Origin of the sequence: Microbacterium phyllosphaerae, from assembly GCF_017876435.1 — a bacterium.
Lineage (GTDB): Bacteria > Actinomycetota > Actinomycetes > Actinomycetales > Microbacteriaceae > Microbacterium > Microbacterium phyllosphaerae.
The window spans coordinates 829032-842489 of record NZ_JAGIOA010000001.1 but is presented as its reverse complement, the minus strand read 5'-3'; the positions used below and the strand labels follow the sequence as shown (position 1 = coordinate 842489).

Annotated in this window: 14 protein-coding genes; 7 read left to right on the top strand and 7 right to left on the bottom strand. The window is 63.4% G+C overall.

What is annotated here, in order from left to right:
• Window positions 1–94: 94 nt before the first annotated feature.
• Window positions 95–1597 (top strand): SulP family inorganic anion transporter, encoded by a 1503-nt coding sequence (locus tag JOF42_RS03975; RefSeq protein WP_210096672.1) that lies wholly within the window; start codon window positions 95–97, stop codon window positions 1595–1597.
• A gap of 46 nt (window positions 1598–1643) precedes the next feature.
• Here JOF42_RS03975 and JOF42_RS03970 read toward each other — a convergent pair whose 3' ends face one another.
• The 5 genes from JOF42_RS03970 to JOF42_RS03950 all read right to left on the bottom strand — a co-directional run bounded on the left by JOF42_RS03970 (window position 1644) and on the right by JOF42_RS03950 (window position 4103).
• The gene (locus JOF42_RS03970; protein WP_210096671.1) at window positions 1644–2060 is read right to left on the bottom strand and encodes a PIN-like domain-containing protein; all 417 of its coding nucleotides are present in this window, start codon (window positions 2058–2060) and stop codon (window positions 1644–1646) included.
• Window positions 2060–2740, bottom strand: coding sequence for a DUF433 domain-containing protein (locus JOF42_RS03965; protein ID WP_210096670.1), 681 nt, complete (start codon window positions 2738–2740; stop codon window positions 2060–2062). Before JOF42_RS03965 ends, JOF42_RS03970 begins: the two co-directional genes overlap by 1 nt.
• Window positions 2741–2805: 65 nt before the next feature.
• Window positions 2806–3012, bottom strand: coding sequence for a hypothetical protein (locus tag JOF42_RS03960; protein ID WP_210096669.1), 207 nt, complete (start codon window positions 3010–3012; stop codon window positions 2806–2808).
• A 102-nt stretch (window positions 3013–3114) separates the two neighbouring features.
• A complete protein-coding gene (locus JOF42_RS03955; RefSeq protein WP_210096668.1) occupies window positions 3115–3438 on the bottom strand; it encodes a hypothetical protein in 324 nt (107 codons plus the stop codon).
• A gap of 68 nt (window positions 3439–3506) precedes the next feature.
• The gene (locus JOF42_RS03950; RefSeq protein ID WP_210096667.1) at window positions 3507–4103 is read right to left on the bottom strand and encodes an HAD family hydrolase; all 597 of its coding nucleotides are present in this window, start codon (window positions 4101–4103) and stop codon (window positions 3507–3509) included.
• Window positions 4104–4163: 60 nt separating this feature from the next.
• Here JOF42_RS03950 and JOF42_RS03945 point away from each other — a divergent pair, with 60 nt between their 5' ends.
• Window positions 4164–4535: a PH domain-containing protein gene (locus JOF42_RS03945; RefSeq protein WP_210096666.1), complete on the top strand. Its 372-nt coding sequence runs from the start codon at window positions 4164–4166 to the stop codon at window positions 4533–4535.
• Window positions 4536–4618: 83 nt separating this feature from the next.
• Here JOF42_RS03945 and JOF42_RS03940 read toward each other — a convergent pair whose 3' ends face one another.
• Complete coding sequence (locus JOF42_RS03940; protein WP_210096665.1) at window positions 4619–5296, bottom strand: hypothetical protein; 678 nt, start codon at window positions 5294–5296, stop codon at window positions 4619–4621.
• A 2-nt stretch (window positions 5297–5298) separates the two neighbouring features.
• Complete coding sequence (locus tag JOF42_RS03935) at window positions 5299–5670, bottom strand: hypothetical protein (protein ID WP_210096664.1); 372 nt, start codon at window positions 5668–5670, stop codon at window positions 5299–5301.
• A 276-nt stretch (window positions 5671–5946) separates the two neighbouring features.
• Here JOF42_RS03935 and JOF42_RS03930 point away from each other — a divergent pair, with 276 nt between their 5' ends.
• The 5 genes from JOF42_RS03930 (at window position 5947) to JOF42_RS03910 (ending at window position 13438) form a co-directional block, all read left to right on the top strand.
• Window positions 5947–7263 carry a DUF262 domain-containing protein gene (locus JOF42_RS03930; protein WP_210096663.1) on the top strand — a complete coding sequence of 439 codons (1317 nt, stop codon included), beginning with the start codon at window positions 5947–5949 and terminating at the stop codon, window positions 7261–7263.
• A complete protein-coding gene (locus JOF42_RS03925) occupies window positions 7260–9203 on the top strand; it encodes a DUF262 domain-containing protein (protein ID WP_210096662.1) in 1944 nt (647 codons plus the stop codon). Before JOF42_RS03930 ends, JOF42_RS03925 begins: the two co-directional genes overlap by 4 nt.
• Before the next feature lie 85 nt (window positions 9204–9288).
• Window positions 9289–9624 (top strand): hypothetical protein, encoded by a 336-nt coding sequence (locus JOF42_RS03920; RefSeq protein WP_210096661.1) that lies wholly within the window; start codon window positions 9289–9291, stop codon window positions 9622–9624.
• Window positions 9621–11684 (top strand): pentapeptide repeat-containing protein, encoded by a 2064-nt coding sequence (locus tag JOF42_RS03915; RefSeq protein ID WP_210096660.1) that lies wholly within the window; start codon window positions 9621–9623, stop codon window positions 11682–11684. The genes JOF42_RS03920 and JOF42_RS03915 overlap by 4 nt, the downstream gene beginning before the upstream one ends.
• A gap of 128 nt (window positions 11685–11812) precedes the next feature.
• Window positions 11813–13438, top strand: coding sequence for a hypothetical protein (locus tag JOF42_RS03910; protein ID WP_210096659.1), 1626 nt, complete (start codon window positions 11813–11815; stop codon window positions 13436–13438).
• Window positions 13439–13458: the final 20 nt, after the last annotated feature.

Genomic DNA, 13458 nt, shown 5'->3' with positions numbered 1-13458 from the left:
TCCGACGACGCTCGACGATGACACGGACGCTCAGCATCCGCCGTACCCTTAACTGTTCTGCCCCATCCCCGGGCACCTTCTCTGGAGCATCCCCATGTCTGCAACTGCGGTCGACGATCGTGCCCGCTATCGGGCGAATCCCACCGTCCTTCAAGCGCTGAAGAGTCCGCGGATGCTGACGCGCGAGGTGCTCGCGGGTCTGGTCGTGGGGCTCGCGCTGATTCCCGAGGCAATCGCGTTCTCGGTGATCGCGGGGGTCGACCCGAAGGTGGGCCTGTTCTCGTCGTTCATCATGGCGGTGTCGATCGCGTTCCTCGGTGGGCGTCCGGCGATGGTGACCGCGGCGACCGGAGCCGTCGCGCTCGTGATCGCACCGGTCGCGCCGACGTATGGGATGGACTACTTCATCGCGACGGTCATTCTCGCGGGCATCTTCCAGGTGATCCTCGGGGTGTTGGGCGTCGCGAAGCTGATGCGGTTCATTCCGCGCAGCGTCATGGTCGGGTTCGTGAACGCACTGGCGATCTTCGTGTTCAGCTCACAGTTCCCGCAGCTGATCGATAAGCCGTGGATGGTGTATCCGCTGGTCGCGCTGGGAATCGTCGTGATGATCGTGATGCCGAAGATCACCAAGGTCGTGCCGGCGCCGCTGGTGTCGGTGGTCATCGTGACGGCCGTGGTGCTGACGTTCGCGATCACCGTGCCGACGGTCGGCGATCAGGGCGAGCTGCCGAAGAGCCTGCCCGAGCTGTTCATCCCGAATGTGCCGCTGACGTGGGAGACGTTCACGATCATCGCGCCGTTCGCGCTCGGGGTCGCGCTGGTCGGACTCATGGAGTCGCTGCTCACTGCGAAGCTCGTCGACGAGATCACCGACACCCACTCGAACAAGACGCGTGAGTCGTGGGCTCAGGGCGTCGCGAACATCCTCTCCGGAACTTTCGGCGGCATGGGCGGATGCGCCGTCATCGGACAGACCATGATCGGCGTCAAGGCCTCGGGCGCCCGGACCCGCATCTCGACGTTCTGCGCCGGCATCTTCCTGTTCCTGCTGGTCGTCGTGTTCGGCGACTTCGTCAGCACGATCCCCATGGCGGCCCTCGTCGCGGTGATGATCATGGTCGCGATCGGGGCGTTCGACTGGCACAGCGTCAAGCCGTCGACCCTGAAGCGGATGCCGAAGAGCGAGACGTTCGTGATGGTGGCGACTGTCGTTCTCGTGCTGTTGACGCACAACCTCGCGATCGGCGTTGTCGGTGGGGTGCTCGTCGCGTCGGTGCTGTTCGTGCGGAGGGTCGCGCACTTCGTGTCTGTGTCTCGGACTGTTTCTCCCGCCGGGGATTCCGTCACGTATGTCGTGAACGGGGAGCTGTTCTTCGCGTCGAGCAACGACCTGACGACGTTGTTCTCGTACTCGGTGGATCCGGACTCTGTCGTGGTCGATCTGTCGGGATCGCACATCTGGGATGCGTCGACCGTCGCCGCGCTGGATGCGATCGAGACGAAGTACACCGCGCTCGGGAAGAGCGTCGAGATCATCGGGATGAACGAGAGCAGTCAGCGGATGCGGGGGCGGTTGACCGGCGGGTTCGAGTGAGCGATCTACCCGGGTAGATCGCAGTCCAGTGATCTACCCAGGTAGATCAAGCTTCGCCCAGGTGCATCGGACGCGGTCCCGTCACGTTCAGCGAGAGCGCCCAGGGCCCGGCACCTCGTTTGATGATCTCCTTCACGATCCGCTCCTCGTGGCGCAGGAACAGAGCGGCCTGCTCCTCCGGTCGCATGTCCCTCTTGGCGCCGATCCACACCGATCGGATTCCGTGCTCACGGTAGGCGGCAAGCTCGGCGGGACGAGTTCGGATGCGTCGGTCGCGTGTGACGACGACAAAGCCTCGCGCCCCGACGATCGGCATCCACTCGAGATCGAGAGCACCGAGCGGCACCTCGGGCAGATCCGGATGCCCGGGAGACAGGAAGTCGCTGCGCCCGGAGCGTCGTAGCACCTTCGCCAGGCCCAGCGTGTTCTCGTCCGCGAAGTACACCGGCGAGAACGGAGTCATCAGGCTGCTCGGTCGCTGCCGACGATGAGTTCGAAGCGCAACGCCTCGTCGACCTGGTCGAGAGTCAGTTCGTAGAGGTCGGCGAGCTCATCGCGCGAGCTGCCGGCTTTGTAATCGCCGGCGAGGACTTCGGTACGCACGTTGCGGACCGCGGGCTGACCGAAAGTGCGCGCAGGATCCATGACGACGAACGGGGTGCGCGGATCGGGCTGGATGCTGCCTGCGGCGCCGTCCACGTACTTCACAGCGCCGCTGAATCGCTCGGTCGCAGCGGTGAGCATGCTCTGTCCGTTGCGCACCACGACGAGCTGAAGGGACCGGTCCAGTCCGACCTCTTCCTGGACGATCTGCACGAGCTCTCTGCCTTCGACTTCGAGGAACGGCTGTGCGAGCGCGAGTGGGTAACGTCCGAACCGCTCTCGAAGCTGCTCGATCGCCGGACGCAGTTTCTGAACGGTGACGTCGCGGCTTCGGAACTCGGCAAGGAGTCGAGCCTCGACCATCTCGCCCCAGGTGACGACCTCGGTTCCCGTCGAGGCTTCGCGAAGGATCGGCTCGTAGAACTTCCCCGCCCTCGAGTACCCATCGAGCCAGCGCCGGGCAGTACCGCCATGCAGGCCAACGAGACGATCGACGTCCGAATAGGAGTAGATCGCCCTGTCGAGCATCGAGGTGGTCATGGCGTCAATCATGACAGTCCCCGACGACAGCTTGGGGATTGCGTGCAGCCTCGCCTCGTGGACCATCAGCTCGCTGCCGTCACAAGGATGCCGGTCTCGTCGCGCGCCCAGGTGAGGTTCGAGCTGTCGCGGAACCGCATCCCGGCGATCGTGCGCTTCTTCGACTTGGTGACGGGTCGAATCTCGTCGTCGAACGAGCGGAGCCGCGACGCGAACTCCCAGGCGTATGTGGTGAGGGCGGTGAGGACGTCTGCGAGGGATCTGAGTTGCACGGGATGACCGTACCCACCCAACAGCCGCCCCCAGCCCGGACGCGCCGCTGCGTGAAGCAGTACATCGGCATCCATCAAACGGCGATCGACTCACGCCATCCGTCAGCCGATGGCTGCCTGGATCTGCGCCGCGAGCTTCTCGACAGCCTTCTTGTTCTTCTTGCCGTCGAGCAGTGCCGGCGGACGATTGTGGTGCACGTTGAGTGTGAGCTGCACATCAGACCCGGATTCCGCGGGGGTCGTGATCGCGCGGCCGAGGAGCTCCCAGTTGAGCATCGTCTTGCGGGTCTGGAAGTCGATCTGCATGCCATCGGGGCTCTCGTGGAGAACCTTGGCCTTGTTCTCAGCGAGAACTCGCTGCACGGCCGCTGCGGTGGTCGCCGCATCGGCGTTCGAGTGGAATGTGGTGGTCGCTTCAGCTGACATCGTGATCCCTCCAGGTCATGGTGTGTCCGGCCACCCTAGCGAAGCGGCCTTCCGGTCTGGCCCGCTTGTCAGCGCAGGACCCCGGCCTGACGCAGGGCATCGCGAAGGCTCTCCACTCCAGTGAAATGATGCGTCGGCATGCCGAGCGCACGTGCGCCAACGAGCTTGCTGGCGGAGTCATCGGTAAAGAAGACCTCGGCGGGTGCGAGCTGCATGGTGTCGAGAACGTACTGGAACGCTCGCACGTCAGGCTTCGTCCAGCCGATCTCGGCAGAGTTGAAGACCGCCTCGAAGTGCGGGGCCAGATTCATGGATGCGATCTCGGCGGGGATCGTGTCAGTGCCGTTGGTGAGGATCGCCGTGCGGATGCCGAAAGTCCGCAGATCGTCGACGAGATCGATGACCTGCTCATCGGCCTGGAACGGCTGAGTTCCCCATGCCTCGGCGGCTTGAGCGTTGCCCAGCGCGCCGCCGATACGTTGCACCCACTCGCGGCGGGAGATCGCCCCGGTCGTCACCTGGTCGAGGAGTTGCGGGGCGAAAGCGATGGCTTCGATCGCCCCAGGGCCGAGGTCGTGAGAGCGTTCGATCGCCGTGACGTTCTCCGGGTCGAAATGACGGACGACACCATCGAGGTCGAAGAGCACGGCGCGGATGGGAGGCATCGGATCACGATAGCGGGCACCATGACGAGGAGAGCGGGACGCTTGCGCCATGATCGGAGCATGGAAGCATCGCCAATCCTCGTCTGGACCCTTCAGCAGGAGATCCCCGTTCCGCCCGACGTGTACTCGCTTCTCGTTGAGGGTGAACAGCCGATCACATCTTTCAAGACGTTCCGCGACTCCGCGACGTTCACTACGAAGCGACTGATCGTCCGCGATGCGCAGCGGATCACCGGCAAGAAAGTTGAGATCTACTCCCTGCCCTACAGCGCCATCAACATGTGGTCGTCTGAGAACGCCGGCACCCTCGACTGGAACTCCGAGATCGAGCTCTGGACGCGTGCCGGCCACATCAAGGTCAGGCTCTCGAAGGGCGCGGATGTCAGGAGGATCGACAGCCTGATCGCTTGGGCTGTGCTGCAGGCGCACTGAGCCTTCGATGCGTGAGGGGTCGAATCAACCCGCGTTGACTTGACCTCCTCGTGTGACGCCAACGAAGGAAAGGGCGGCTATCGTCAGTCGGCACGGACTTTGACTGCGCTGACATCGTTGAGTTCGATCTGAGCGGCGCCGTCGTAGTTTGTGATCGTTCCAGAGGTGCACACCTCCGTGCCGGAGGGAATCGACTCGACTCCTCCGACGTCCCAGAGGACGATCGTGAAGCGCGCGACGTCCGGATAGTCGCGGCCGAGGTTCAGGAAGACGTCGTCGTCGGAACCGCGGATGCTGGCGAGCGGCCCGCACACATACTGACTCTCGCCCACGTGAGCGATGGCTTGGTCCCAACTGATGCTGCCGTCGGACGGAGCTTGCGCGGACGCCGCAGCGGACGCGCTGCAAAGTTGATCTGCCCTGAGCAACGCGGTCGCGGCTTCACCGACCCGATCGACCCAGACGTCACATGCGTCAGCGCCGAACTGAGCGATCGATCCCTTCGACGAGATGTATCCGACAAGAGCGTCGTACTCCTCAGGGCACGAGCTGTTGAGCCAGTCGATCTTCTCGCCGATGCTCCCCGCCGTATCTCCCGCGCGTTCCTGGCTGAGCGCGGCGTCGAACACCTCCTGGCAGCTGTCCGGTGCTGCGTGAGACGGTTGCCGGTCGTCTGCCTGAGCATTCCACCACCACACGCCGCCGATGGCGAGCGCGCCTATGACGATCCACGGCGTCCAGTTCTTCTCCGACTCGGCCATGATCAGCCCGCGAGTTCGCAGGCGATAGCGTTGTACATTTTGGTGGCCGGGTCGTCGGTGACATGGAACTTCGTCGTGCCCGTCGACTTCAGCATCAGCCTGGAGATCTGCGTTGTCGTCAGAGGGGTGGCACCAGCGAGTTCGACGAGCTCGCCACCCTCGACTCGTGCTGTGCCCGAGTAACGCTGGCCCGCCGAATCGACGAGGATCTCGTACTTGCTGTCTTCGTTCACGTAGACGCCCGTGCAGCTGTAAGAGCCGTCCTGCAGCGTCGCGAATGGCGATTGCGCGTTCCACCACCAGATACCGCCAATCGCGAGGACCGCCAACACCGCGTAGGGCTTCCATGTGCGCCACATTGTGCGCTCCTCCATACAGGCTCCTGACCCCAGCGGTTCCCGATATATCAACCTGAGCATAGCGACCCGATCCTGCCGCTCACGCGTCGAATAGCGCATGTGACGGCGACAGCATCGTCGTGGCCTTCATCGCATGACGGCATCCACCGATCCCCTATGCTGACCCAAGAATTCGGAAACCGAAGTCGCCGCGACACCGACCTCGCTGGCTGGCTCCGAAGGCGGCGTGCGTGAGCATTATGTGACACGCAAATAGTCCTGAACGTGTGCGTGCGGTCGAGGGAGAATCACATGGCAATCAAAGTCGACAACGTTCGTGTCTCTTCGGTGGGTGAACTCCTCGCAGAAAAGCTCTTCATCCCCGAGTATCAGCGCCCCTACAGCTGGGAACCCTCAACTGCGCTGCAGCTGGTCGATGATGTGATGGAGGCACTCCATGACCCACAACGCGCCGAGATCCCGTACGTTCTCGGCTCGATCATCCTCCACGATGACGATGGCACGCTCATGGTCGTGGATGGTCAGCAACGACTGCTCACGATTCGGATGATGCTCGCGATCACGGCCCCATGCGCGAAGTTGACGATCGAAGAAGGTGACACCGCAGTGTCGCGGGTATGGCGGGCACTGCAGAAGCGGCTCGGTTCGACTCCGCCGGGCTTCGCTGCCTTCGTCCAAGATCTTTGCCAGATCGTGCGAGTCGAGACCGACGACCCCGACGAGGCATTTCGAGTCTTCGACTCGCAGAATTACCGCGGCAAGCCGCTCGCACCGCACGACCTCCTCAAGGCGCACCACCTTCGCGAGATGCGCGCCGAGTCCGACGCGATGAAAGCCGCAGTCGTCGAAACATGGGAATCGGTGGCGTCCGAAGAGCTCGACAGGCTCTTTTCGACATACCTCTACCGAATCGCCCGGTGGTCGCGCGGCCAGAGTGCAACCACGTTTACAGCCCGCGACATAGGCTTGTTCAAGGGGATTTCGGCGCGCGGCTCAGCTTCACCGAGCGAGCGTTACCATCTCGCCGCGCAAGCCGCGATCCCGCTGCTGACGGCACTGAGCGACGTGAACAGCCACGCGATAAGGCGGGACATCGCTCGCACGCGCTTTCAACTCGATGCACCGATCGTCGCCGGAAAGCCGTTCTTCGAGATGGTGACGTTCATGCTGGAAGAGCTGAAGGATCTCGCGGTCGTCGCGCACATCGGCGACCTGTCAGATTACGCGCTGTACGACCGGGCGCTGCTCCAGGAAGAGCTCGACGGTCGGCGTGCTCTCTCTGAACTCCCATCTCGCAGCCGATACCGCTATGTGGCCGAGCTCTACCTGGCAGCGTTGCTCTACTACTCGAACAGGTACGGAGATACAGAGTTGGAGGCTGTTGGCGCCAGCCTGTTCTCCTGGGCGTATTCGCTGCGAGTCAAGCACCTCCGCGTGCAATTCCGATCCATCGACAACCACGCCCGGTCGTTCGAGGCGCCATTCATTCAGCTTCGAAGCGGCGCGTCCCCCGCATCGATCGCGGGCATCGTCGTCGAAGCGGACGCCTACCAGCCCGATCACGAGAGCACGCTGACCACGATCGTGAACGGAGTACCTCGCACATGAGCACAGGTGAACTCAACGCGCGTCTCTTGACTGTGGGGGAGCTATTCACCGACGACACCGTCTACACCGTGCCCGTCTACCAGCGAAACTACGCCTGGCGCGCGCCGCAGATCGAACAGCTGATCAGTGACATCCAAGACGCGGCTTCCGAGGTCGACTCGGACCCTGACGCCGGCTACTTCCTTGGGAACCTCATCGTCACAGCCCGTCCCTCGATCTCACCCGACTTCGAAGTGATAGATGGCCAACAACGTCTCACCACCCTCCACCTCCTTCTCAGCTTCCTGACGGAGAGTCGGGCGTTGACTTCTGACACACACACGGATCGACTGCGGTATGAGTCACGCCCCCGCGCCGCGGAAGCGCTGCGTCGGGTAGCCCGCAACGCCGCCACGATCTCGACACACGACTTCGCAGCTCGCGAAGACACTGGCATCCACGAGGGCTTCAACGTCATCCAGCAGTTCATCAAGCAGCATCCGACGCTTCGCTCCCCCGATGCGTTGACCGCATTCGCCGACTACCTGTGCCGGAAGGTCACGCTTGTACGGGCCGAGCTGCCGAAGGAGACGGATCTGAACCGTTACTTCGAAGTCATGAACACGCGTGGGCAGCAGCTCCAGCAGGTTGATATCGTCAAGGCTCGACTGATGAGCCGACTGCCGGAGCCGTCCGAGCAGTCGTGCTTCGCGTGGATCTGGGATGCGTGCGCCGACATGGACTCATATGTTCAGATGTCTCTCACCCGCGGCAAACCCGACCTGCGCACGGTGATCTTCGGGGATGACTGGTCGTGGTTGTCGAAGCGGACTTTTGCTGAGCTGTGCGACGCACGTGCTTCCTCCATGGGAACCTCCGCCGAGGCGCCACCCCCTAGCCCGTCCCAGATGTCCCTCGACGAAGCGCTGCACGCATACTCGATGAGGGGACAACAGGACCACGGCGAGGACGTCGACAACGTCCGCTTCCGTTCGACGATCGATTTCCCCGCCTTCCTGCTCCATGCACTCAAGGTCATGGAGGGCGGCGAGGACGAGCTCGAGGGCCAACTCGACGACAAAAGGCTGATCGGACGATTCGAGGAGGCTGTCCCCGGCGCCGCGGCAGAACAGTGGGTACGAAAGTTCGCGGTCACTCTGCTCATCTGCAGGAACATCTTCGACAATCTCGTGCTGAAGCGGCAATTCACGGCGACCGCGAACGACGACGGAGACTGGTCGGTGCAGCGCTTGATACGCCGGAGTTCCAAAGGGCGCCATCTGGCTGGCTACATCAATTCCTTCTCGAAGGGCGCCTCAGACGCCGAGGCGAGTGGAGATGTCGACGAGACGACGAGCGGCATCGTGCTGCTGGAATCGATGCTTCGCGTGACTTACACGTCGCCACGCACGATGCATTGGATCACGCGCGTACTGCGATCGGCAGCGGCCGCTGGCTCGCCCCTCGCCGGGAGCGACCTCGCGGGGCTTCTGCAGGACTATGCCCGCGCAAGGGTCCGGGAGGCTTTTCCCGTGTCCGCGCAACCGCAAGGCTTCGACATCCCCCGAATCGTCTTCACATATCTGGACTACCTCCTACTACGTGATGCACCTCAGCGGGACTTCCGATTCTCGTTCCGCAACTCGATCGAACACTTCTACCCGCAGCGCCCCGATGAGCATCAGAGCGGTGCGGTGGTGTCCCCCGAGAATCTCAATCTGATCGGCAATCTCGCCCTTGTGAGCGTCGGAGCGAACTCGAAGTTCAGCAACTCTCTTCCGAGAGCGAAGGCCGAGAACTTCCGTTCGACGATCGAAGCCCAGAGCGCGAAGCTCCACCTGATGGCTGAGACCACTCGCGAACAAGGTTGGAGCGACGAGCAGCTCGTCCGCCATCATCGCGAAATGGTCGAACGCATACGGAGAGACTTGGCGATCGATGACAGCATCGACCCCCGGTAGGTACCTCCTCGCGGCGCGAGGTGAATATTTTCTCCGCTGGCATCTCGTAATGCCTTGTGTCGACCCGAGTCGATACTCTGAACCAATGACACCGTCGCCATCCCGCGCCGTCTACCTCAAGCATTACCCGAACGGGAAACTCGCAGACACACGGATCTTCTTGTTCGAGGACGGGACGTTCGAGGAGGAACTCGCGACTTCCGCCGATGAGCTCATCGCAGTCGGCGAGTGGGACATCACCCACGAAGATGAGACCGTGACGGTGGCGGTCCGAGTCGGCGAAATGGAGCGGCGATACGACACCGGGGAGACGTGGGGAGATCCGCCGATGTACGCGTCGGGCATCGAACCGGACACGGGACTCGAAGCGCGGCTGTACAGGATTGATCCCACCGACGCCGATTCCGAGGAAACCGCATGACTTCCTCGTTCATCGCCCGCCCCGCAGATGCCGTCGCCTGGCCGTTCTACACGGAACAGACCTCGTTCCGGTGGGCGGCGGATGATGTGACCGACGTCGCTCGGTTCCTCGGAATCCTCCCCGCCGATCTGGAGGTCAGCCACGAAGGGCATACTGTTCCATCGCGGCTCCGCGGTCAGCGAATCAGCCTCGTTCTGGAATCGGAGTGGTTCCCCGTCATCGACTCACTGGGCGCAGCGATCGAGGATGCTGCGTTGCAGCGTCTGGTCCTGCAGACCGGGCCGGAGCTCGACGACGGCTTCCGCGTAGCCGTCCTCCGCATGCGCGATGCGATCAAGATCGATGTCCTCGGGCACATGGAGAACCGCCGAGCGCAGCGTAGACATCCTGGGAGCAGTGCGGATGAGTCCCGCGCCGACTGGTCCATGCTCGGATGGACGCCTGGCACCGAGCCGGCACTCGTATCGAGAGAGTTACCTCACACGACCTCGACCGGTGCGATCGCGTACGCGATCATCGAGCTCCTGGCCCTTGTCGAAATGACCCCGGGAACGGCACCCCATGTGCGTGACGAGGAGTCGGGAACGTGGCTCCCTCTCTCCGATGTGTTCGCCACCGACTTCCCCGGTTCCTTCGCACTCCTCCCCGTCCCTTCTCGCGATCTCGAAGCGCTGAACACCCGTCATCTCGACCTCCGGTCGACACTTATCCTCGAGGCGAACCTTCACGGCTGCGACCTGACCCGCGCGATCTTCGACGGGAGTACGTTGGTCGACGCTGACATGTCCGACGCGGTCCTCGACGGCGCGAGCTTCCGGAACGCCACGCTGGAGCGAGTGGTGTTCGATCGATCGTCCGCGTCATTCATCGATCTGGCCTGGTCGAAGATCAGCGAATCACGTCTGGATGACATCCGCTGGGGCCAGACCGTCCTGTTCAACTCGCAGTTGAACGCCGTCCGAGGGGAGGGGACTCGGATCGAGCATCTCCTCGCCTCGCATGCCCAGGTGAACGGATGTCGGTTCCATCGCTCCGTCTTCGACGGCGCAGAGGTCACGTCGGGGTCGATCAGCGAGAGCTCCTTCGAACACACTGAGCTCACGCGGGCCCGATTCGACGGCAGCCGACTGGATGATGTCGTCTTCTCCGACTGCACACTGGCCCGCGCGAGCTTCCAGCCGGTGGATGACCGCCTCGTCGACGAGGGGATGCGGAGCCATCCCGGATTCTTCATCGACGATCGAGAGGAACGGCAAGCGCGCGCCGACCTGATCGGATCCCTCAACGCGGGACAGCTGCGCAACATCCGGTTCGATCATTCCGACATGACCTGGGCAAACCTGACCGGCGCGGACCTCCGAGGCTTCGACTTCTGGGGTGCGAAGGTCGACGGGTTGAACCTCATCGATGCCACGCTGCGCGGAGGAGAGTTCAGCGGCCAGGGGTGGGAGGCGGTGCACCCGTTCCGGCGATCCGGGCCCGACGAGGCGACCGCGCTCACCATCCTCGCCGAATTCACAGAACAGGGGCTTCGGCTCCCGCACATCCCGCGGGACTCCGGTGTCGGGCTCCGGACGCTCGAGGGCGGAAGCTTCGCCACCGAGGGGCGAAACTGGCCGATCCCGCTCGCCGATGCGCTCCACTCGCTGGTGTCGCAGCTCGCTCGCGGTGGCTGGACACCTGGTCTCGCATTCGGCCGCAGCCTCTCGGGCAGCGGCGTGGAACGGTGGACCTACCTGGCGGTCGCTGGCGATGTCGCGATCGTCGCCGTTCTCCCCGCGCACGACCCCGCCCGCCCGGACGTCTCTCTCGCCTCACGCTGGGCCGAGCTGATGTCAGGCATCAGCGATTTCCTCGATGACGTCCTGCCCCCCGAGCCGGACGAGGAGAGGCTCCTCGTCGTGTTCAGTCCCGCAGACTCGGAATTCGGGTGGACGATTCTGCCCATCGACAATTCGTCACCCCCACCCCGTTTCGGACTGCACCACAGCACCCCCGTGTCCGCGACGGATTTCTTTCACCATGCCGCCGACTGGGATCAAGGCCCATTCAGACCTTGATCCCGGCGCTCCCATCGATCTCTGCTGCCGACGAGAAGATGTCCAGTCCTATAGTTCTGTGAGGGCACGGCGGGCCGATTGATTCGGCCGTCCGACAGCCGAACCAGACAGAGAAACAGAGTCGAGACATGTCTCAAGCTTCGGCGTCCGAAGATCCTTCGACCCGCACGCCGCCGCGGCGGAGAGCCACACGACTGATATCCGCCGCGGCCATGGTGGCGGTTGCCGGACTGGTGGGCGCCGGGTTGTACGTCTTCGTCGATCGCTTGAAGGACAGCGACGGCGACGGACTTCCGGACCACGTCGAGAGTTCAGGATGGGTAACTGTGCGAGGCGCGACCTTCGTCACCGATCCGTGGTCTGCGGACACGGACGGTGATGGTCTCACCGACTCTCAAGAAGCCGGCGACGCCGAGGGAGTTGGGTATGTGGGCGTCTCCGATCCGACGCGTTCGGATTCTGACGGTGACGGGCTCGGAGACCAGCTCGAGGTGCTCGGATGGCAGAGCACAGCTGAGATCACGTATCGGACGGATCCGCTGCGGGCAGACTCCGATTCCGACGGCCTGGACGACGGTATCGAAGCCGGTGCTTCTCGGGCACCGGACCGGGCATTCGCCATCTTCGCGGATCCCCTCGATTCTGATACCGACGCAGACGGCCTGAACGACAGCGCTGAAGCGGATCTCTCGCTCGATCCGTTCCACACCGATACCGACCTGGACGGGCTCGATGATCGCTATGAGGTCGACGAGCTGGGGACCGCCGCGGATTCCGCCGACACGGACGATGACGGGTTGGAAGACGGGTACGAGGTCTCGCATCGCGCGGACCAGGGATTGGACCCACTCTGGCCGGATCAGAGGGTCGACGCACTGACCTTCGCCACAGAGTTCGCGCAGGGCGCCGTGCTCGGAGAGCTCGCCCCCGGCGACACACTGGCCTGGCTGGCCGGCAACCTCGCGGCCGGCGGTACCAGCTTCATTCCCGGGGTGGGCTGGGTAGCCGGAAGTGTCGTCGATCTGCGCGACGCCGTCGGCTCAGCGATTCGTGCGGATTGGGTGGGCGCCGGCTTCAGCATGATCGGCCTTGTGCCCGTGACCGGTGATCTGACGGCTTTCTCGGGAAAAGTCGCGCGCTTCATGATCGATCATCCCGGCCTCGCTCCAGCCGCCGCCGCTGCCGTCGTCGCGCTGGATTGGCTGCCTGACCGCGTCAAGCTGACGGCGTTGAAGTCAGCCACCCCGGAAGGATGGAGCGCTTTGGGCGAGGCAGGGTTCAGCGACAAAGCGTTGCTGAAGCTTCAGAAGGGCAAGACAGGTATCAACACCCTGGCGTCGGCGATGAGCGGGCCGGGGCATGTCAGCGGCACACGTGCTCGGTTCTTCGCCACAGGCCCCGACGCCGAGGCCTGGCTGACCGCATCCCTGCAGTCCTCTCGAACGAAAGCAGACACCCAGGTCGTGTTCTCGACCGCAGCATGCGCTGTCGTCTGCAATGCGGTCGCACGACGTGTCGATGCCATGGCTGCGGGCATCGCACACGAATCCAAGTCAGGACGTGTCTACCTGACCGAATCGATCGAGGCCCAGCTCAGATCAGACGCATACCTCGTCGATGAAGGGCTGATCGAAGGAGCACATTGGCACTTCTTCGCCAGCTCTGAATCGAACTCCATCGGACCGAGCGGGCCAGTCGTCACTCTGCTGGAAGATCTCGGCATCGCCTATACGGTGCATCCCCCTCGGGCCTGAGTACAGCCCTCCATCACCTC